A 21480-nucleotide genomic window follows, 5' to 3' on the forward strand; every position below is an offset into this window, starting at 1 on the left:
TCACCTCTTAAAGTTTGAAGTCATAATTGTGATTTTCAAGATTAATGTTTGGTTTAAAATCAAGTTCACCGGAAGTACCTAATTGGAGGTTGCACGTTTTACAAAGGGTAATAAGATTGCTTTCTTCAAACATTAATTCGGGGTAATCAATTCGAGGTTTTATGTGGTGAACTTGCAATTCTGAAGAATTAACGATGCTATATTTGATTAGGCATCGTTGGCAGCAACCTTTGTCTCTGTGGATGATGAGACTTCTTAATTTTTTCCAACGTGCAGTGGAAAGGGGTTTTAAGTATTCTTTATTCTTTTGATAATATTTACGTTGGTATTGGTTCCGATTTCTGTTTTGCTTGCAAGAGCAAGTTTCATTTGAACCAATAATCTTCCCGCAATTATTACATATTTTCTTCTTCATAATCATCTTCCCAATCGTTTGGAGAAAGATCGTCAAAGTTTAAATCATCAGGTTGAATACCACAATAAGAGCATTCATAAATGACTTTTTTCTTTTTCCGATATGTAATAATAGGAGAATTACATTTAGAACAGATTAATTTAGTTCGATTATCTTTCATTTATTCATATTGATCTCCTTTTTTGAAGCTCAATATCTCGAACAATACTGTTTATGTCTCTAATATAAATGTACACAAGTCGAAAATTCTAAACAGTTTTTATTGATTTTTTTAAATAATTTCTTAAATAGAGTGTACGAACCTATGTTTGCGTTTTATAATTTTAAATGTAAGTTACTCAACTACTAAATCGGAGGGGATAAGTTATGAAAACTGAAGCTTATTCTAAACTTGAAACGATTCTGGGGTCCTTAAATTACATTGAAAATGTTGAAGGAGTGGTTCATCCGGAGACTATTTATGAACAAATATTGGACCCGAAAGTTAAAATTGTTCAGGTGATTGATGGAAATCTCTTTAATTTAAGGTACTCTAAGTCTTATAAAGAATTGAAGTTTGTATTTGCAGATGTTCAAGAGCGAGAGATTGATTCTCATATAATTAACTGTTTGGATGTCATTTATAAGTCATTAAACGACATTGGGAGCCTTTTAGACCAACTTACCATAAATTCTAAAGCCAGCTAAAAGACCATATCGTCTGATATGGTCCTTATTTATGCTTATTCTGACCTTTTTATTCATCTGAATTGAGGGATTTTTCAAAAAATGATCCTATTCGTATGAGCCTTTGGTGGTATAATATTAAATATATGTAAAGAAAAGGAGGTATTTGATTGTCTGTTTCGGATTTAATCCCATATCATTATGTAACCACAGACATTAATCATTGGTATGTTGTCATAAAGCAGGGTCGAGTTGAGAAAGCAAAAGAAATGAAAAGAAAAGTTGAAAAAGAATTCGATATGATGGAGAAAAATGAAAAAGTAGCAGTCTATCTTCAGCTATTAAAGCTGCGGCACGAAATAATGCTTTCGTATCTCGAACCTGACTCTGTTAAAAATATAGATGGTGTTTATGCTGATCTCAAAAAAACAAGGGAAAATATGGCCCCTGAATCCCTTACGAATACAATAGAGTTCTATTATAATTTTTTTACCGGTATGTATCACTTCAGAACAAGAGATTTAGTTATTGCCCTAACATATTACCGTGAAGCTGAAAAATATCTTGATTTATTAGATGAAAATGCAAATACAGATAAGGCCGAGTTCTATTTTAAAGTATCAGAGGTCTATTACTATATGAAAGAGACTCATTTCTCCATGAATTATGCTCAGCGAGCATACTCTATATTTAAAGAGCAAAAAGATGCTCAGGGTAATCTTACATATGGCAAAGAAATGGTCCAGTGTCAGTTTGTTATCTTCGGGAACTGGCTAGATAAAATGTGTTATGAAGATGCTTTAGAAACAGCTGAAAAAGCTTTAAAAGATGCCCTAGAAATAGGGGAGCAACATTTAATTGGTTCAGCTCATTTTAACGTGGGTTTATGTTATAATAACCTTGAAGAACTTGACAATGCTGAGAAACATTTTCAAATTTCTTATGAAATTCATAAGGATCGAAAGCACATTTATGAGTCAAAAGCGATTTTTAATCTGGCATATGTCAAAGCAAAGAAGAATGATTTAAAGGCTGCATTAGAATTATATCAGGAAGGCCAGAAGGTTGCTGCTCGGCACAACAACCAGGAAGTAACCGAGAAATTAAAACTGGTTAAAGGCCTTTATTTATCATTCGACTTACAAACACTTAGAGAAGTGTTCAAGTTCTTCGAAGAGAAAAACCTTTATGGTGATATGGAAGAATACGCTGTTGCTGTTGCTGATTTTTTGACCAACAAAGAAGACAGACATGATGCGGTCGATTTTTATCAAATGGCAATTGAAGCACGCAAACAAATTCAAAGGGGGAAACATTTAAATGAAAAAATGTAAAATTGCAATTTGTTTAGCGCTCTTGCTTGGCATTGTTGGAGTATCTAGCGCTTCATACGCTCTTTCTGAGCAGTCCACTTATAAGGTCGCAGATAGAGCAGCAACTTAATATGATAACGAAAAACCCCATTTGGATAGTCCAATGGGGTTTTTATTTTATCAACTCAATATTTATACCTGGGTTTTCATTTAAATCATGCACTGCATTGATAAATTCGTCAGTGTTCATAGGTTGAAAATTAAATTTTCCTTTTCCATATTCTTCAGCCGAGTCTGAAACTGCAAGAATGGTGCTACCACCTAATTCTCCTTGTAATGAATCAAACCATTTTATTGATTCAATAATACCCTCAACATAGAACTTCATTACAAACAAGTATACCGTATTCATGATTACATTCATTCTGAGAGCTAATCCTTTAACCGGTATACTTTCTTCCATATTTTTAATTTCATCTTTAACAGTACCCCATTTTTTATAACTTAATAAATAGCTTTGACTCATGGTTATATGGTTGCCGTGTTCATTGCTGATTAAATTAGAAATTGGGATCCCGAAATGTTGAGCCAGGTTCCTTAATTTATATAAAAATCTATATTCAAAATAATTATCATATATAACTGATAAAAAGTTATCAAATTCATCTTTGACTTTAGAATCAAAGGTTTTAGACAACGAAGAAGGAATATGATCAATGTACGTCCTAATCATCGATAAGTAATTCATAAATAGCCTATTGGCTTCAAATACAACATAATCTGGACTGCCTATTTCTGACGGGTCTTTATCTTTAATCGTATCTAAAAAATGTTCAAATTCTTCTCCATTTCTTACAATTAGGTTATATAAATTCTTATTATTTATATGTAGCCCAAGATACTTTCTGTACTGAAAATATTTTTCTTGTTCTTCTTGAGTGAAGTCTCTTTTAATATCAACTTCGTGCTCTCCTTCTTTTCTTGTCTTAATAGTCCCAATCCTATAATACAAAAATTTTCCCCCTCAACTAGGTTATTTTCTCTATATGTTTATTATATCCATCTAACTATTATTCTATAACAAAGAATGACAAAATTCTTGTTCCTTCTCCTAAATTTCAACACAATTTGGGCGTTTTGGGATGGTTGGTGTGAACGGACCTCCTCCAGTTATTCCTGTCGAGACCGATTTTTTTCCCGAAAGGGTAGGCGGCTACTTTTTCAAACCTCGATCCAACTCTCAGAGCAGGCGGCAATCATTTTCAACTCCACCCGAATTTTTCGTGTGTGAATTTTCCCTCACCTGTGTTTGATTTCTCCCTTTCAATTTACGTTTCATCATTCTCAGATATAAATATATTACAACTCTATAAACCCGGAGACATTTGAAGCTGAGAGTTCACTCCTTTATCAAATAACTCCAAGGTTATCTCGCCGTTGCAAATACCATTAAGCAATTAATGGTGGTGAAGATTCTTCATCTTCGCTGGGATCGATGGATAGACTAATCAATCGTCATTGACCATCCTTATCATTGACTTGCAGTTGATTAGTAATGTTATCCGTTGTCATGTGCTTTAAGTGTTTGAGCCAATAAGAATTAACTTATAAATCAACACTGGAGAAGAACGTATAGTTGTTTAGATGTGGTCGTAAGAATTCTAAACTTAATCTTCATGGATGCTTACGAATAGCTATGGTCTTTATATATCAATTAATTATTAATGAATATATTAAATAATAAATTAAATAAACATATGAGAAATTACGTAAGTAATTTCGAATAGACAATGCTTTAGCATTGGCATATTAAATTAATTCGCTAATGTGGTTTACGTTTTAATAGAGCCAGATATAATCATACCAATTATCAGACATTTCTAAAGTGGTGTTGTTAGATAACCAATTCAGCAGCACCACTTTCACTCAACTACTACATACATTAATCGGAGGGAGATATGATGTTTGAAGACTTTATTATTACTAATCACGTAATACAGCGATATGAACAAAGAGTAGGCGAATGCCGTAAAAATATTGAAAGTAGGATTAAGCGTGATGTAAGAAACTTAAATATAAAGCAGATAGTGAATAACGGTAATGTGAGGCATATCTTTACTAGAAATAGTAAGGAATTCATCTTTGTAAAAGAAAGAAATCGATGGATACTTACAACCGTTATTAAACGATCTCGTAATAATAACCATGAAGCTATTGAGAAAAGAAAAAGGATGGCAAAAAGAATGGCTGCATGTGTATAGAGCTAGATTCAAATATCTAGCTATTATTTTTGCAATATTCTGTAATCAGTGTGTACGACTCAAAAAAGAAGTGATAATATTATTTCGTTACTCGAAATAACCAAAGGAAAATCGGAGGACTCAACTACTATGATGAAGAAATATGTTGAAATTTTTAAGGAGATTAAAAACGAATCAAGCCGAAAAGGAAAAGAAGAATTACTAAGAAAATACGAAAATGTTGAGGGTTTAAAGGAGATTTTCAAGTTTGTTTACGACCCACTTGTTAAAACGGGTTTAGCAAAAAAGAAGATCGAAAAAGAAGTTTGTTTGCCGACTTATACTCAACTTGAAACCATCTTTGATGCTATGGCTTACGTAATTCTTTACAATACCGGATCTGATCAAATAATCCAATCAATTCAGATCTTTTTAAAGCAACTTAAAACAGAAGAAGAACGGGAACTGGCCAAATCTATATTAACAAAAGATTTGCCGATTGGAATCTCTTCAACTACTTTGAATAAAGTATACGGTAAAGGGTTTATCAGTAAACACAAGGTTATGAAAGGTCAAAAATACAATCCTGAAAAACACCTTACAAAAGGAGAAGAGTTCATTGTCTCACTTAAAGTCGATGGCTTCAGATCAACAACGAAGAACTTGGAAGAAGGCAGCGAATTCATTACAACCACCGGTGCCAAATACGAAGGATTAATTGAACTCGAAGAGTTAATGAAAAAACTTCCGACAGGATTTGTTTATGAAGGAGAACTCGTAAACGTGAATAGAGATAATCTTTCCTCATCGGACTTATTCCGGGCAACTCAAAGTCGTTTGAAGAAACACGGAATTAAAAAAGACGTTAGATTTTTGTTATTCGACATGATTCCAATTGATGATTATGAAAAAGGTGTTTTTGATGTTCCTTACAAAACTAGACGCTCTTTTTTAGAAGAAACGATCAAGAAGTCTCTGCCGGCAGATTCGTTAATTTCGGTTGTTCCTAAATTCTATGTTGGAAATGACAAGGATGTTATTGATGACTTGTTTCTTGAAGCAATTGGCCGTGGGGAAGAAGGATTAATGATTCATTTATCGGATGGAATATTTGAATTGAAAAAGTCTCCTAGCATTTTAAAAGTAAAACCAGAAGAAGAAGCAGATTTACGTTGTTTAGATGTTGTGGAAGACATACGTGGTGGTAAATGTGGATCAATTATTGTTGATTACAAAGGACATCGAGTGGCCGTAGCTGGATTAAAAGAGAAATGGAAAGTTGATTTTTGGAAAGATCCATCCTTGGTGGTTGGGAAGATTGTTGAGATTAAATACTTTCAAGAAAGTAAAAATGAACATGGAGGTTTATCTTTACGACAGCCTTCATTAAATAGAATTAGAGATGATAAAGATGAAGTGTCTTATTCATAACGTTATGGGCTTGGTTTTGTGCCAGGCCTTTTCTTTGTAATCCAAATGTAATACTGTTTTGATTTACGAATTCATATTCATAGATATAAGTATAAAAGGTTCTGAAAGAAAAAGAATGAACCAAATAAAAACAGGAGGGCAAGAACCTATGAAAAAACTAATTGCCGTATCGACATTAGTAGTATCGATGCTAATTGCTTCTCCCACGTTTGCTCAAGAAGTGAAACCTGGGGACACAATGTCAAAAATTGCGAGGGAAAATAATATGTCTCTGCAAGAATTGGCAGAAGCTAACCCACAAATCAAAAATCTTTCTTTGATTTTTCCGGGACAAGAAATAAACACGAAAGTTGGAGTTGAAAAACATAAATCAGGGGTTTATGAGGGATATAAACATTTTACTTCAACAGCATATTCAATGGGAACTGTTACGGCGACAGGAACGAAAGTTCAAGAAGGTCGTACGATTGCAGTTGATCCAAGTGTAATTCCGTTAGGATCTAAAGTTGAAATTAAATTTCCTGAAGGATATGAACACCTTAATGGTGTATATACGGCCGAAGATACTGGATCAGCTATTAAAGGAAACAAAATAGATGTCTATTTAAATGCTAATGACAAGTGCATTGAATTTGGTGTTAGAGATATTCAAGTTAAAATCTTAAAGTGAAGGGAATAATAATAAAGGCTGCCATTTCACTTTCTACCTCGCTATAGCCATTGTTGGGAGAGAATATAACGGCAGCCGAAAGTATTGATGGTCCGGTTAATCCGGATTATTTTTTTATTGTATAATCTTTGATTTAAAACACCCAAAAAATAATGACCAACCAAGAGACCACTAAAGTTGCAATAAACCACTTCTCTTGTAGAGAAATTAGAGCATAACAGATATATGATATGGTCAACATCACAATAGAAGTAATCTTAACATACCATCCAATTGATTCAGAAGAAAACGCGTAAACAAATAAAGAGATAAGAACAAGAACCATAAATACATTTCCCACGGTCTTTAATATGCTCTTTTTGTCATCAAAATTCATATTTTCAACCTCCAAAACAGGGTTACCTGGTCTTAAATACTCCTGGGCTGGTTTATTCGTCCAAGCTGTGTTTGGAACATTCTATCACAAAAAACCAACACGATATTATTCAACAACACAATACTTAGCCTACGATAAAAAAATATAGATATACAATCGTAGACATGTACGTATATAAAGATAGCAAGTATAGCAAACAAATAGGCTATGATTATAAAGTTTTCAGAACTCCTAGATAAACATTTGGAGTGATTAAAAGCAGACAGTTTATGTCTGCTTTTTTGATTTTTTATTCCTCAGCTAAATTAGATACTTGAACCCTTCCATCTTCAAAAATAATAATCGTCTGAAAGCTTTCACCAAACCCTTTTGTATCAGGATTATCACCTGGATAAGTTGGATATTTTTGTTTATTCATCCATTCACTCAACCTTTTATGAACTTCCTTATCAATGATTAACATATGTGGGTAGTACCTTCCGAGCTCTATTTCTTCCAATGGACCGCATGCTTGTTCTATAAAATGGTCCCCATACTTTTCTTTGAAAAACTTTATTGCTTCTTCAACACCTTTAAATTTAGGAAAGCTTTCGAATTTTTTTCTTGTTATTCTCTTAATCTCCATAATTCACCTCATAATTCCGAGTTTCTTCTATTATATATTATAAATTCATACTCATATATACATCATCAAGATCTTCTTGTGTAATACCTAAGTATTTCTTTGTAATTGCAATACTTGAATGATTCAAAGCTTCCATTATTAAAGCCAAAGAGTATCCTTTTTTATACGCCCAATATCCCCATGTCTTTCTCATGCTATGAGTTGATACCGGTTCTTTAATTCCAATGTAATCTGCAGCTGAAGATAATATATGGGCAGCTTGTTGACGGGAGATGGGTTTATTTCCTTTTCTGCTGAAAAACAAATAGGATTCCTGGTCAAGCTGATATTCTTTCATATATTCTCTAATTGCTTTTTGGAGGTTCTCAGTGATCGGAAATCTTTTATATTTTCCTGTCTTTTCTTCATGAAGATAAATGAATTCTTTCGGCTTTCTTCCATCCCAAATATCTCCAACCTTTAATTTAAGAATATCACTAATTCTGAGGGCAGAACTTATTCCAACCATGAACATTAAGTAATCTCTTTTGCTCTTTTCTCTCAAATACATTTTTAGTAATTCCAGTTGTTTTTTGTCTCTAATGGGACTCACCATATTCAAAATGATCACCTTCTAACCAATATGACATATTATAAGATAATTATATATTATGTAATATTCAAAAACAATGAAAAGTCGGCATCTCTTATAAACATTGATATGAAGGGATTTAACACTTTACATAATGTCATTGTGTAAGATTCGCAGACTTATAAATTCCGCCTTCCATTAATTTACATATGGAAAATTACGGATATAATCGTTATATAACTTCGAACATTAAATTAATTCAAAATAATATAGAACAAATTTATGGAGGAACAAATAAATGAGTTTTACATCACAGAGAAACTTTAAAGGGAGATTAGATGGAACGACAGTTCATGAAATTAACAAAAAAATTGATTTTGAAAAAACAACATTAGAGGAACGAAAAAAAGTTGTGGAAGAGATCCTAAATGAGACTAATTTCTATTCCGAGTATTTTGATGGTTATTTTAAAACAGGGATTACAACCAAAGACTTTTTATCCCATCAAAACAATGTTTGCAAATCACTAGATCGTATGGCCACATATTTATTAACCAGTGATGAAATTAAGAAAGAAGAAGAACAAGAGAAAACGGAGTACATTTTTTATTCAGATGAACGGTACTTTCAAAAGAAAGTTGAGAAAGAACAATCTATAGAATCATTGACGAACTCAGATAGCAATGATTTTTCCGAGAATGTTATTCACTTCTTGAAAAAAGAAGAAAGAAACAAAATTCTGCTTAGACCTCAATCGATTACAGCTTCAGATCTCGAAAGAGATGATTGGTTGGGGGAAATTTTAAGAAGTTATAAGCCATTCTATGATTTCGTAACACAAAAACTGAAGAATAAAGAAGGGAACCGGTTCATTTTATCTCGCATTAAAGGTCAGCTGCAGCACGATATGATTTATTCTAAAGATACATTGTTAGGCGTGTTCGGTTATAACCTTAAATACTTCTCCCAGAGTACAGAATACGATATTGATGTATTTGACTTCACAAATCCTCTTCACTTAAAAGGTGATGTAGTCGAAACAGAATCAGGAAAAACCATCTCAGCTAAAGGGTTATTATTCTTAAAACCAGATTTTGATCCAAATGATGATTTCAGCTTCATCTTATTAGATTTAAAATCGACAATCGAAAAAGCTGAGCTCACTGACTTCGAAAAAGAAGTCTTAAGACAAACCCAAAATGGATTAACTCAAGAAGAAATCGCTGCGAATTTTAACACATATCAAATGAAAATATCTCGAACCATCGATCGTATTGTTAAGAAGGTCGCTGCAGTTGGAGATAAATACGATGCTGAAGAAACAGAGGTCTAAGGATCTCTGTATTTTTCGTTTGAATCAGAAAATATTGAGAACAGGAGACTGAATGTATGTTTAAGTATGGACTTGAAGCAGAATGTCATGATGCTGTTATAAAAGGCAAAGATGGCAAAGGACACATTGATTTTTATTTGGCCAAGTACGTTACATTTAAACTCATTGAAAGAGACCCATTTATTAAACCAATTGAAATCCTAAATTTCATTTGGAAACATTACTATCCAGGAGAGATTACCCGATTTCTCAATAACGCAACAAAGCACTATGGAGATAGGGGAGAAGTAGAAAGGAATTACATCAAGTATTTCTTTCAAAGAATAGGACGGCCGATTTTTCAAGAGATTGTCGTTAGAAACCTCGTCAACAGCTGCCTAATGTTTTGGTTTGAAATTCCCTCATCAAAAGAAGATCGTAATTCGAAAATTGATGGAACGGTTCTTCATTTAAAAGACTCCAACATTTCTATTCCACTTCAAATTAAAAATCACAGACATATGGATTCTAAAGATCAGAAAGAAAAGCAAGAACAAATTAAATGTTACGGTAGACCAGCTGAATACCTAGAGGTCCATTTCTTTAATGATGATATGGTTAATGGAGAATTATATTGGATCGAAGGAGACATAAAAGTTCTATTTACAAACAGAGGTCTTGATAAAACGTCGATACAGTCCTTTGAAACAAAAATATTAAAAGAAATGGCCAAAAAAGCTGAAAATCAATTTACGTTTTCAAAGGCACAGATATAATAACAAAAATTACCGTGAGGTGATAATAAGTGAGCACACCAGGTTACGAAGCTTTAACCAGGAAGGTTAAGAGTTTTCGTGAGAATCTATCGACTCGAACTAAAAATGATAAGACCTGGCTCTTATATGAATCAGTAAATGAATTAAGTGAAGAAGACCTTAAAGACCTTGGTTTAACGATTGTTGATCTGGCTGAAATAGTCAGCAATGAAATAGATCAAAACCCCTTTACATTAAAGAAAGAACATTTAGTACATTGAGGAGAATGATCATGGAAAAAGCAAAAGGTTTAGACTACGCCAAATCTCAAGTTGAAGAGTTTCACCGAGCATTCCATCACCCAATCTCAGAAAAACCAACACCTATTCCTGAAGATGTTGCTTTGGCCAGAACCATCTGGACGGCTGAAGAGTTAGTTGAATTCTTATATGCAACAGCAGGTGGAAACAAAACAAAATTTTATGGGTTGGTAACAGAATTAATCCGGGGAATTACTGCTGCAGAATCTAAAGTGATTAAGAAAGGTCCGGTTGAGGATATTCTTGTTGATCAAATGGATGCATTAACTGATGTTAATTATTTTGTTCAAGGATCATTTGTCGTTGCTGGAGTTAAACCACAACCACTCTTTGATATTGTTCAAGACGCAAACATGGCCAAGTTATTTCCGGATGGTAAACCGAGATATGACTTAGGCAATAGTGGAAAGATACTTAAACCGGAAGGTTGGCAACCACCTGAACCAAAGATCAAAGCAGAAATTGAAAATCAAATCAAAAAATCGGAGGAACACTAATATTATGCAGAAGGTAAATTTCAAAAACTTGACTACTACTGAATTAAACGAATTTATTTCCAAAGCAGCAGAAGAACTCACTAAGAGAGCTAATAAGTCACCTAGAGTTATTACTGCTAGAAAGAAAGTTATTGAAGATGCAAAGTCAGACCTTGAAAACTTAAAAGATTCCACTATGTGCGATGGATATGAAGTTGGATCTTATGCTACTGTTCCTGAATACCATATCAATAGAAAAAAACGTGTCGTAACAGTTCTATTAAAAGGTTATAGGTCTGGAAGAATTTACGCAAAAGGTATTGCTAAATGTGATCCGAGAGATACCTTTAATGAGCATATTGGTAAAGCGATCGCTTTATACCGAGCTTTATCTAAAAAAGTTCCTACAAAGTACTTAACAGTTGAAAATCCTGTGGAACCAGAGATTGGAGATATTATTCTCACATCTTATCCGGAATTTGAAAATGAAAGAATTAGAGTTGTGAAAAGCATGAGTGAAGCGATGGCTGATGATGCAGCGATGTTAAGATCACCGGTTGTTAAGAATTTTACGTTTATCGTTGACGATTCAAAATCAGCATAATAGGTCGCTTAGGCGGCCTCATTACTTGGAGGAATACAAATGAAACTTAAATATGTTAAATCCTTATTGGCAGTAGTCGTTACTTTCGGTTTACTGTTGCCACCTACAATATCAGAAGCAGCTGGCTTTAGTGGTGGAAGTGCCAGGGTTTCTTCATCATTTTCTTCATCTAAATCCAGCTTCAGTAGTGGTAGTCGGAGTTCTGGATCATCATATAGTGGAAGTTACAAATCCGGTTATTCTAAACCAAGTTCAAGTTCTAGCTCGAGCTCAGGGTCAAGCTCAAGTTCGAGGAAATCTAGCTTTAGTTCTAGCTTTAAATCATTCTTTGGTGGATCATCTAAAAAATCTACAAAGTCGGATAAATCAAAATCCAAATCAATTTCTTTAACAAAAAAATCTTCAAATAAAACAAAATCAACACTATCTAAGAAGAGTTCTGCTAAAAAATCATCAGGGTCGTTCTCAGGCGCTACATCAAAGGTAAAAGGAAAAACCTATAGTGGAAGAACCACAAAAGCTTATGTTGGTGGCAGAACCGTTTCTGTTAATCATTACTACAATGCAGGATTTTCTCCTTCAGGTTGGTTTGGATATTATAACGGTTTTACGATGGGAATGTTCATGACAAGTATGATGCACCCCTGGGGTTACACCTATCATCCAGTCGGAGGACCAGGTTATGTTTCCTATGGAGCTTCACCTATTGCCTGGATCGTTGATGTCATCGCTTTGATCATTATTTTAATCATTGTCATTGCTATCATCCGTGCTTACAAATCATCTAAGACTTACAAAAGGAGATTTTGATTATGAGATTAATATTAAATGGGCAAGAAATTGTAGATGGAATTTGTGTTTTTATTTCAAATGACGCAGCCATTTCTCCAGAAGATGTTGAAATAAAAGAACTAACATATAACAATCACAAAGGGTTTATTGCTGAGGTTCGTTATGGACCTTTAAGAAGACAATTTCTTGGAACAACTCAGATCTCGGAAGGCATTATTCAGTTCTTAGAGGAATACCACAACTTCAATCCAGATTTGACGGTTGTAGAGTTGAAATACGATGAAAAATTAGGATTTCATGCTGAAGTCTTGGTAAACGAAGGAGAAGATCAATGCTTTCATTTATTATAACGTTTATTTGCTTCTTTTTATCCTATGGTATTGGATATTTAGACGGAAAATCAGAGGATTAAAGCTAAATTCAGATATAAAATTCAGATTTTATGCTAATTAAAGGGCTCAATAGGAGCTCTTTTTTAGTTGCTCAACTACTATAGATAACGAATCGGAGGAATTAATATGTCTTATTGGGATAGCTATACTGACGTTGAAGTACTTATCGGAAAAACTCTTACTAAAATTGAACAAAAGGGTGTAGGAGAATTAATCTTTCATACCTCGGATGGAGAATCTTATATAATGTATCATGAGCAAGACTGCTGCGAATCAGTCTATTTAGAAGAGATTATTGGTGATTTAGATGATTTAATTGGATCTCCAATAACAATGGCTGAAGAAATTTCTCAAGTTGGTGAATCTGATTGGGGATCAGCAACATGGACCTTCTATAAATTTGCTACAATCAATGGTTATGTAACTCTAAGATGGTTAGGTGAATCTAACGGATATTATTCTGAATCAGTTGATTTCAGAAAGCTGTAGGGGAACTCGAAAGAGTTCTCTTTTTTTGTTTACGTTTTCGGTCGATTAGATATAAATACAAAAAATAAATCTCGGGTTAGATATTATTTAAAAAAATAAATAATTTATTATTTATTTTTTGATTTACGTTTCTAAAACCCAAGATATAAAAGATATGTAATAAAAATCACTCACAAATCGGAGGAAATTCTTATGTTAAATGAAATCGAAAAACTCTACGCTTATCTTCAATTTCGCCAAGCTGGTATGGATCAAGATGAAGCTATGCAAGCTATCGGTGATTTAGAATTTCTTATTCTTATGGACCAACTTAAATCAATTCTTGATGAAGTTCAGAAAGAAGTTACAGAGGAATCTGAAGCATCAGAAATTGAAGATCTATTGAAAGAAATTTTCTCGTAACTCATGGGAGTCTTATAAGAATAAATAACTCAACTACTATCAAATCGGAGGAAAATCACATGGAAAATAAAGAATTAAGACAACTTCAAAATAATGTTCAAGTAATCGGAACTCTTAAATCGAAAGATTTAGAGGTCAAAACAAGTAAAAAAGGCAATAAGTATATGTCTGGTAACCTGGTTGTTCTTTCAAAATTTGATAACCATGTTCAGGAAATCAAAATTTCAGTGTTTATGATGGAATCATCAAAACTTTTTAAAGGCATTGAAACTGTAAAAAATGAATACAAAACTATTGAAGATGATGGGGCAGATGCAGCCGATCGAATTGAAGTTAATGGAGAACTTACATTAAATGAATACTACAATGTTCAGGGAAACCTTGTTCAGTTTAATCAAGTTAAAGGAATCTTCTTTAACCGTTTAGATGAAACAAATGATCGACCAGATAAAGCAATTGCGACGATTGATACAGTTGTTCAAGGATTTGAACCAGTTATTAAGAATGACCTTCCAACTGGAGAATACAAAGTTAAAGGTTTCACTGTTGGTTGGGGAAATGAAGTTATTGAACTTAAAAATACGATTGTTGGTCCTGAACTTGCTGAAGCATTTATGGATTTATACCCTACAGGTTCTACTGGTCAATTAAACTTCAAGATTAATAACTATGCTGTTGTGGACGAAGTTAAAGAATCAGAAAGCCAAGTTTCACATGGCTTTGGATCCACTGAAAAAGCAGAAGTTCGTCAGGTAACGAACTATGTAAACAATATTGAAGTAATCGGTGGAGAAATTCCTTACTTTGGTGATAAAGCTTATACAGAAGAAGAAATAGAAACGGCCCTTCAAATCCGAAAACTCAAGCTTCAAGAGCTTTCTCAACCAGCTGAAGATACCCCACCAAGTGGTTTTGGTACAAATGGAAATGATCTTCCTCCTGGATCTCTACCAACTGGAATGGAACCACCACAAGATGATAACCCATTTAGTGATGCTCCAAATACAGACGATATGCCAGATTTTTAATGTTTTAATCCGGCCAATGAGAAGAAATTCTCGTTGGCTTTTCTATGAACAAATATGAGATGAGGTTGATAAAAATGAAATTATACTTAGCTAACGGTTTATTTGGAATCGCAGATCGAAACTTTAACGACACATTAGCCGCAAAAATCAGAGAAGAAATCCCTGAACTTGAAGTATATCTTCCTCAAGAAAATGTTGTTGTTAATGATAAAAAAGCAAGTGCAACAAGTACCCAGATTGCTAACGCTGATACTGAGCACCTCCTATCAAGTGATATTTTGATCGCTGTTCTAGATGGAGTAGAAATTGATTCTGGTGTTGCTGCAGAGATCGGTGTTTTCTCAACAACTGGACGTCCTATCCTTGGTTTGTATACTGATGTTCGGCAGTTAGGAAATGACAATGCTAAAAAGGTTCTAACATTAGTTGATGATATTACCGAAAACCAATTCCAATATCGTAATCTTTATGTTATTGGCTTGATCAAGAAAACAAATGGTGGAATATTCTCTACCGTAGATGATTTAGTAGTTGCTTTAAAAAAGAAAAATGATGAATTAAAACAATCAGTTGAAAAAGAGGTGGCTCCCCAGTGATAAACTTTCTTTTGAATTGGCTGCCAGTACTAGGAACGGTGTTCCTGACAATTTGTTACCTACCTCAAATAAGAAAAACGTATGTAACAAAAGACGTAAATGGTATGAGCGTATTATTCTGGCTTTCTCTAAATGTCGCTTTGATCTTTATGCTCGTTAATGCCATTATGATCTTTATTAAGTTCGGCACATGGGGGACTATGATTACTGAAGCCTTAAATGAAGCTCTTGCTTTAATTATGTTGATCATGGTTCTAAAATATAGAAAAAACTCTTCATATGTTGTTCCCCAGGCATTAATTACAGCTGAATGGTTAAAGCAAAAGTTTAATGAAGAAAACGACAAGAGACAAGGATAATTCCTTGTTTCTTTTTTGTGCTTTAATTTACGTTTTTCACTATCCAGATAGAATACAAAAGGACTTGAAAGAAGACGGAGGTTAATAGATGAAAAATTCTTATAAAGTTGGTGATAAAGCAATTATAATCAGGCAATTTTGTGGCCATGAATTTGAGATAGGTGAGATTGTTACCATCTTACATGATGCTGGTCACTCTGATTTTTTCCAAGCAAGTGATGGGAAAAATACCTGGTACGTTTCAATCAACGAGCTTTATCCATATGAATTGATAAAGAAAAAATACAGGAAGAATTTAAAAAACACCGGCAAAATTTATTAATTAATTTACGTTTTCCAATCACCAGATATAAATAAAAAGTAATCACATTAAACAAATCGGAGGAACTCAACTATGGCAATTAACTTATTAAATTTAGAGCCGATTAAGGCAAGTACGGATTTAGCATCCTACACTTCATTTATTTATGGTGTTCCTAAAATCGGTAAAACATCTTTTGTTCATAAGCTCTATGGAGATCGAGTTTTATTTATCGCCACAGAAAAACGGCATAAAGTGCTTGTTGGTGCCAATGTTCAGTACGTTTCAAATTGGATTGAATACCTTCAAGTTTTAGCTCAGCTGCAGAACAAAAAAATTAAAGAACGATACGATGTTGTTTGCATTGATACCGTAGAAAACCTTTACGCAATGCTTGAAACATATATCCTTTCAAAGTATGACAAAACAGAGTTCGGCCAGGTTGAATGGGGAAAAGACTGGGTTGATCTTAAAAATGATTGGAAGAAAAATCTTCAGCAAATTGAACGACTAGGCTACACTCCTGTGTTTATTGCTCACGCAACTCAAGTCACAACTAAGATTCCTGTTTCAGGTGTCCTTCAAGAACAGGTAAACGACACTATGACTCTTGTAACTGATAAAAAGACCAAAGAACAATACTATCAATTTGAAAAGTATGTTCCAGATCTAAAAGATAAAGTCATGGCTCCAATCAACAAAATGGTTGATAACATCTTGTTCATGACAGTTACAACTGATGAACACATGAATGAACATCGTGTAATCCATCTTCGAGAAACACTTCAATGGCAAGCCGGTTCAACATTTGAAGGTATTGCTCCAGTAATTCCTTTGGATGCTGAAGCATATAAAAAAGCCGTTACTGATGCAATTAATCTAATTGATCCTTCTCAATTGAAAGAAGAAAAAGAATCAGTTGGATTACAAGAAGAACAGCTGGATTATGATGCTCTGATGCAAGAAGCTCGTGAGCTTGGTGTTCAGTTCCATAAAGCAAATCGTATGGATGAAGTTAATAGAATTGTAGATGAAGTATTTGGAGCCGGCAATAAGTTAACCGATGCTTCCAAAGAACAAGTTCAGCCGTTATTCGTTGCAATTCAAAAAATGAAAGAAATTCTTTAATAATTGCGAGGGGATGATTATGTCGTCCTCTCTTGCTTTAACTCAACTACTGCAAGAAAGGAAATAGGTTATGACAGTTGTAATTAAAGACAAGAATAAAAAACGTGAACGACGAATGGAATTTGATAGAGAAAGATTGATTTCATTTATTAAACGTGGATTCGAAAATATTGAGGTTAATCCAACCACAAAAGAGAGTTACATTTCTAAAGTGGTCCGGACAATCGAGAGAAGAGAAGAAATCGAATCAAAAGATATTACGAAAATTCTCATTCAAAATGCTTTGGTTCTTACAAATGACATTAAGAATGATTCTGGATACGTGTCGCCTGATTACCTTGTAAACACTAACTGGAATAGATTTGCCCGTTATGTAAAGCTCCAAGAGTTATATAAAAGAGCTTCTAAAAATAGATCTTATGATTCAAAAGAGAAGTATGGTGATTTCTATGGTCTTATCGTGACTCTCACCGAAAAAGGCTTGTATACTCCCGATATTCTTGCTAATTACACGCGAGAAGAATTAGTTAAGGCCGGAAATTCAATTGTTCCCGAACGTGATGAATTATTTGATTTTGCAGGGCTTCATTCACTATCTGGTCGCTATTGTGTTAAAGACTTTGACAAATCAGTTTATGAATTGCCACAAGAAAGATTTATGATTGCTGCCCTTCACCTGATGATGCCAGAGGAAAAAGACCGAGTGGAGAAAGCAATTGAACTATACTGGGCGCTTTCTAACCTTTACCTTACACTTGCTACTCCAACTTTAATGAATGCTGGCCGTGTTACCGGTGGTTTATCAAGTTGTTTTGTTCTAACAACTGAAGACTCACTTCGTGGAATTTTTGATGATAACACTGATGTTTCTACGTTCTCTAAAAATGGTGCCGGTATTGGTATTTATTTTGGAAAATTACGAGCAACTGGATCAGATATTCGAGGACATAAAGGCGCTGCCAGTGGAATACTAGGATGGATTAAACAACTTGATAACACGGCCGTTTCCGTTGATCAGTTAGGACAAAGACCTGGAGCCGTTGCTGTGTATCTAGATATATGGCACAAAGATATTGAAGACTTCATAGATCTTCGTCTCAATACTGGTGATAAATCAAAACGAGCTTACAACGTTTTCACTGGTCTTTGTATTCCGGATGAATTTATGAGACAAGTTGAAAAACGTGGTGACTTCTATCTTTTTGATCCTCATGAGATCAAACAAAAGATGGGATTCAGTCTTGAAGACTTCTACGATAAGAAAAAACTTGGTGAAAAAGAAACACCAAATCCAATTGATCATGCTTGGACTTACCACTATTACTTATGCGTTGATAATAACAATTTAGATAAGAGACGTGTACCAGCAATTGAATTGAAAAAGAGATACATGAAGGCTCAATTAGAAACTGGAATTCCATATATGTTTTATCGTGACACGGTTAACCGTAATAATCCAAACTCTCATTCAGGAATGATCTATTCTTCTAACTTGTGTTCTGAAATCGCTCAAAATATGTCACCTTCGTTTGTAACTCAAGAGACGATTAATTGGGAAACAGGAGAAGTAATCATTCATAAACAAATTGGTGATCTAGTAACATGCAACCTCAGTTCCTTGGTTGTTAATAGAACAGAAAAAGATGGAGTAACAGAGAGAGTTATCAAAATTCAAATGAGAGCCCTTGATAACGTTATTTCTCTCTTAAAGGTCCCTGTTCCTCAAGCTCAATACACAAATATGAAGTATCGTGCTGTTGGGGCAGGAGAACAAGGTATTGCTGCTTTATTAGCTCAAGAAGGAATCATGTGGGATTCAGAACAGGCTATTGAATATATCTCCAAACTTGAAGAAAAAATCATGTTGAATTGCATTAAAGCTTCAGCTTTATTAGGAAAAGAAAAAGGTAGCTATCCTGTTTTTGAAGGTTCGAAATGGCAAACTGGAGAATGGTTTGAAGAACGTGATTTAAACTCTCCCGAGTGGTTGGAAGTTAAAGAATTGGCTTCTAAGTACATGAGAAATGGATACCTAAGAGCTATTGCCCCGACTGGTGGAACATCAGTTATTGCTGGATCAACTCCAGGAATCGACCCAATCTTTGATGTTATCTACTTTGAACGAAAAAAAGACTTCCACCTTCCTATTTTGGTTCCGGAATTAAATCAAAAAACATGGTTCTTCTACAAACCAACTATGAAAATGGAATACGAAAATGAAAAACAATTAGCTCACCTTTGGGCTATTAAACACAACGCTGCTCGTCAAAAGTTTGTAGACCAAGCTATTTCTCATAACTTCTATATTCCTCAGGACATTAAGGCTAAGAATTTCTATAAGCTTCATATGGAAAACTGGAAAGCCGGTGTGAAAACTTCTTACTACACTCGATCTTGGGATCAAAAACATGAAAGTTCATGCCTGGCATGTTCAGCTTAATATATTAAAGAAGTGGGGGCGAAAGCTCCCTTTTTTGATTTACGTTTTTAATACTCCAGATATAAATATTAAGAGATTTTTATGAATACGGAGGAACGCTTATATGGAACAATTGACGAAACAAGTGAGAGTTTTTAACGAGAATTTACCTAACAAAGGCGAGAGAATGTTCGATGATGTAAGTGGTATTCTCTTCTGGGATGACATTATTAATCAAGTCTACTACGAACTTATTAAAGAAATGAGAGAAGTATTCTGGATTCCGGATGAAGTATCCATGAGTAAGGATAAAGTACAGTGGGCTACTGAAATGAATGAAATGGAACAAGAGTTGTTTTTAAATGCTATCGGAATTTTGGCTGTACTCGATTCTATTGCTACATATTTTGATAATGTTGCTGCATATTATATTAGAGATTCTGCAATTAAAGCCCTTATGGCTTTTGTAGCTGCAATGGAAACAATTCATAACGAATCTTACACATATATTCTAAGTTCGGTTAGCTCTAAAGCCGTCTCTTTAGATGTATTTGAACGACCAAAAAAGAACGAATTCATGATTAGAAGAAACAAGCTAATGATGGATCTGTTTGATGAGTTCATCCAAAATCCTACTCCGGAGACTTTTGCAAAAGGATTGGTTGCAATGAGTGGCCTAGAAGGTTTATGTTTCGTAAATGGATTTACACCGTTCTATCATTTTAATAGAAACGGAAAAATGTTTGGGACCGGAACTGTTATTCAGTATATTCAACGTGATGAAATGAAGCACTCTTACTTCCAAACAATCCTGGTACGTGACATTCTAACTCAATATCCTGAACTTAATACTGAAGAGTTTTCTGAGTTTGTATATGATTTCTTCACTGAGCTTGTACAACTTGAAAGAGAGTTCTGTGAGGATCTTTATAAAAACACTCCTGATATTGATATTGAAGAAGTAAAAGAGTACATCGGGTACCGGGCGAATTTAATTTTAGACAACCTGGGACTCGACCAAATATTCTCAGCAAAGAAAAATCCTATGCCTTGGATAACAGCTTTTGATCCTGATAATTTGAATAATACAAAACGAGATTTCTTTGAGGATAAAGAAGTAAACTATGGCAAAGCGAATGAACAAAAGAATGATTGGGATGACCTATGAGATGGGTTCGCTCCCAATTATTCTTGCTTCAAATACGGGTAACACTAGAACCTTTATTCCGTTTATCCAAGAGTATGCTAAAAGGGATCTGCAGGTTATTGAAGACTTTAACAATCCTTTCCCTAGTTGTAATAGTTTGGCTATTGGGGCATATACTTGGGGTAACGGAAAAATACCTAAGAGACTCAAAGAATATCTTATTGAAAACCATTTACAGCTGCATGGAAGAGAAATTTTTATATTTGGGAGTGGTAATTCAGTTTATCCTAAATTCTGTGGGGCAGTTGAGGGAATAAAGAAAATTTGTTTGGATTGTGGCGCTGATGTCATAGCTGCTTTTAAATTTGAACAGAGATTCAATCCTGAGAAACTAACTAAGTTAGAATTGAATAAATTAATAGGCAGCATTAAATATTGGAGTCGTTAACGGCTCCTTTTTTATTTAATTTTTTATTGAATTATGATTTACGTTTTTGTTTACCCAGATAAAATAACAAAGATTTCAGAAGGGAGAGATATTTATGTTTATTATTTATCTTTTATTTTTTTATTTAGCCATTCCTAGCATATTGATTAAGTTTAGCATATCACGAATTTTCCATTACAACATTGATTTCTGGGGTCTTTACTTT

27 protein-coding genes are annotated in these 21480 nt (G+C 34.1%); 22 read left to right on the plus strand and 5 right to left on the minus strand.

Annotation, left to right across the window (positions count from 1 at the left end; translation table 11 throughout):
• Positions 1 to 7: 7 nt before the first annotated feature.
• Entirely contained in the window at positions 8 to 421 is a 414-nt protein-coding gene (locus MHH82_RS40705; protein WP_043940294.1) for an HNH endonuclease, read from the minus strand.
• Entirely contained in the window at positions 396 to 575 is a 180-nt protein-coding gene (locus tag MHH82_RS40710) for a hypothetical protein (protein WP_009968676.1), read from the minus strand. Before MHH82_RS40710 ends, MHH82_RS40705 begins: the two co-directional genes overlap by 26 nt.
• A 206-nt stretch (positions 576 to 781) precedes the next feature.
• Here MHH82_RS40710 and MHH82_RS40715 point away from each other — a divergent pair, with 206 nt between their 5' ends.
• Positions 782 to 1102, plus strand: coding sequence for a hypothetical protein (locus tag MHH82_RS40715; RefSeq protein WP_213397230.1), 321 nt, complete (start codon positions 782 to 784; stop codon positions 1100 to 1102).
• A gap of 149 nt (positions 1103 to 1251) precedes the next feature.
• Positions 1252 to 2415: a response regulator aspartate phosphatase gene (locus MHH82_RS40720; protein ID WP_064911613.1), complete on the plus strand. Its 1164-nt coding sequence runs from the start codon at positions 1252 to 1254 to the stop codon at positions 2413 to 2415.
• Positions 2416 to 2566: 151 nt separating this feature from the next.
• Here the strand turns inward: MHH82_RS40720 and MHH82_RS40725 are convergent, their stop codons facing one another.
• The gene (locus MHH82_RS40725; protein WP_213397232.1) at positions 2567 to 3406 is read right to left on the minus strand and encodes a hypothetical protein; all 840 of its coding nucleotides are present in this window, start codon (positions 3404 to 3406) and stop codon (positions 2567 to 2569) included.
• A gap of 946 nt (positions 3407 to 4352) precedes the next feature.
• Between MHH82_RS40725 and MHH82_RS40730 the strand changes: the two genes are divergently transcribed.
• From MHH82_RS40730 to MHH82_RS40740, 3 genes are all read left to right on the plus strand, one after another.
• Positions 4353 to 4655, plus strand: coding sequence for a hypothetical protein (locus MHH82_RS40730; protein ID WP_166637603.1), 303 nt, complete (start codon positions 4353 to 4355; stop codon positions 4653 to 4655).
• 129 nt (positions 4656 to 4784) lie between these two features.
• Entirely contained in the window at positions 4785 to 6065 is a 1281-nt protein-coding gene (locus MHH82_RS40735) for an ATP-dependent DNA ligase (RefSeq protein ID WP_043940297.1), read from the plus strand.
• 148 nt (positions 6066 to 6213) lie between these two features.
• Complete coding sequence (locus MHH82_RS40740; RefSeq protein WP_009968644.1) at positions 6214 to 6735, plus strand: 3D domain-containing protein; 522 nt, start codon at positions 6214 to 6216, stop codon at positions 6733 to 6735.
• Positions 6736 to 7400: 665 nt separating this feature from the next.
• Here the strand turns inward: MHH82_RS40740 and MHH82_RS40745 are convergent.
• The gene (locus MHH82_RS40745) at positions 7401 to 7736 is read right to left on the minus strand and encodes a hypothetical protein (RefSeq protein ID WP_009968570.1); all 336 of its coding nucleotides are present in this window, start codon (positions 7734 to 7736) and stop codon (positions 7401 to 7403) included.
• Positions 7737 to 7773: 37 nt separating this feature from the next.
• Positions 7774 to 8331 (minus strand): site-specific integrase, encoded by a 558-nt coding sequence (locus MHH82_RS40750; RefSeq protein ID WP_050820707.1) that lies wholly within the window; start codon positions 8329 to 8331, stop codon positions 7774 to 7776.
• 274 nt (positions 8332 to 8605) lie between these two features.
• On the opposite strand from MHH82_RS40750, the gene MHH82_RS40755 reads away from it, so the two are divergent.
• The 17 genes from MHH82_RS40755 to MHH82_RS40835 all read left to right on the plus strand — a co-directional run bounded on the left by MHH82_RS40755 (position 8606) and on the right by MHH82_RS40835 (position 21275).
• On the plus strand, positions 8606 to 9640 hold the full coding sequence (locus tag MHH82_RS40755) for a hypothetical protein (RefSeq protein ID WP_129138239.1): 1035 nt from the start codon (positions 8606 to 8608) through the stop codon (positions 9638 to 9640).
• Between the two features lie 56 nt (positions 9641 to 9696).
• The gene (locus MHH82_RS40760) at positions 9697 to 10395 is read left to right on the plus strand and encodes a hypothetical protein (protein WP_020846138.1); all 699 of its coding nucleotides are present in this window, start codon (positions 9697 to 9699) and stop codon (positions 10393 to 10395) included.
• Positions 10396 to 10424: 29 nt separating this feature from the next.
• Positions 10425 to 10655: a hypothetical protein gene (locus MHH82_RS40765; RefSeq protein ID WP_043940302.1), complete on the plus strand. Its 231-nt coding sequence runs from the start codon at positions 10425 to 10427 to the stop codon at positions 10653 to 10655.
• Between the two features lie 11 nt (positions 10656 to 10666).
• Positions 10667 to 11191, plus strand: a complete 525-nt coding sequence (locus tag MHH82_RS40770; RefSeq protein ID WP_213397234.1) for an HAD family hydrolase — start codon at positions 10667 to 10669, stop codon at positions 11189 to 11191.
• Positions 11192 to 11195: 4 nt separating this feature from the next.
• Complete coding sequence (locus MHH82_RS40775) at positions 11196 to 11774, plus strand: hypothetical protein (protein WP_043940304.1); 579 nt, start codon at positions 11196 to 11198, stop codon at positions 11772 to 11774.
• A 39-nt stretch (positions 11775 to 11813) separates the two neighbouring features.
• Positions 11814 to 12584 (plus strand): hypothetical protein, encoded by a 771-nt coding sequence (locus tag MHH82_RS40780; protein ID WP_213397236.1) that lies wholly within the window; start codon positions 11814 to 11816, stop codon positions 12582 to 12584.
• Positions 12585 to 12586: 2 nt separating this feature from the next.
• The gene (locus tag MHH82_RS40785; RefSeq protein ID WP_340797497.1) at positions 12587 to 12916 is read left to right on the plus strand and encodes a DUF2653 family protein; all 330 of its coding nucleotides are present in this window, start codon (positions 12587 to 12589) and stop codon (positions 12914 to 12916) included.
• 168 nt (positions 12917 to 13084) lie between these two features.
• A complete protein-coding gene (locus MHH82_RS40790) occupies positions 13085 to 13447 on the plus strand; it encodes a DUF7448 domain-containing protein (RefSeq protein WP_043940307.1) in 363 nt (120 codons plus the stop codon).
• Positions 13448 to 13639: 192 nt separating this feature from the next.
• Complete coding sequence (locus MHH82_RS40795; protein ID WP_095374999.1) at positions 13640 to 13849, plus strand: hypothetical protein; 210 nt, start codon at positions 13640 to 13642, stop codon at positions 13847 to 13849.
• Positions 13850 to 13908: 59 nt separating this feature from the next.
• The gene (locus tag MHH82_RS40800) at positions 13909 to 14877 is read left to right on the plus strand and encodes a hypothetical protein (RefSeq protein ID WP_250629418.1); all 969 of its coding nucleotides are present in this window, start codon (positions 13909 to 13911) and stop codon (positions 14875 to 14877) included.
• Positions 14878 to 14951: 74 nt separating this feature from the next.
• The gene (locus MHH82_RS40805; RefSeq protein ID WP_282358051.1) at positions 14952 to 15473 is read left to right on the plus strand and encodes a nucleoside 2-deoxyribosyltransferase; all 522 of its coding nucleotides are present in this window, start codon (positions 14952 to 14954) and stop codon (positions 15471 to 15473) included.
• Entirely contained in the window at positions 15470 to 15832 is a 363-nt protein-coding gene (locus MHH82_RS40810; RefSeq protein ID WP_213394120.1) for a PQ-loop domain-containing transporter, read from the plus strand. Before MHH82_RS40805 ends, MHH82_RS40810 begins: the two co-directional genes overlap by 4 nt.
• Before the next feature lie 88 nt (positions 15833 to 15920).
• Complete coding sequence (locus tag MHH82_RS40815) at positions 15921 to 16154, plus strand: hypothetical protein (RefSeq protein ID WP_095375001.1); 234 nt, start codon at positions 15921 to 15923, stop codon at positions 16152 to 16154.
• Positions 16155 to 16226: 72 nt separating this feature from the next.
• Positions 16227 to 17261, plus strand: a complete 1035-nt coding sequence (locus MHH82_RS40820; RefSeq protein WP_009968592.1) for an AAA family ATPase — start codon at positions 16227 to 16229, stop codon at positions 17259 to 17261.
• A gap of 70 nt (positions 17262 to 17331) precedes the next feature.
• Entirely contained in the window at positions 17332 to 19701 is a 2370-nt protein-coding gene (locus MHH82_RS40825) for a ribonucleoside-diphosphate reductase subunit alpha (RefSeq protein ID WP_013603309.1), read from the plus strand.
• A 103-nt stretch (positions 19702 to 19804) separates the two neighbouring features.
• Positions 19805 to 20848, plus strand: a complete 1044-nt coding sequence (locus tag MHH82_RS40830) for a ribonucleotide-diphosphate reductase subunit beta (protein ID WP_009968623.1) — start codon at positions 19805 to 19807, stop codon at positions 20846 to 20848.
• Complete coding sequence (locus MHH82_RS40835; protein ID WP_250629417.1) at positions 20805 to 21275, plus strand: flavodoxin domain-containing protein; 471 nt, start codon at positions 20805 to 20807, stop codon at positions 21273 to 21275. The genes MHH82_RS40830 and MHH82_RS40835 overlap by 44 nt, the downstream gene beginning before the upstream one ends.
• Positions 21276 to 21480: the final 205 nt, after the last annotated feature.

The organism is Bacillus sp. FSL K6-6540, assembly GCF_038007545.1.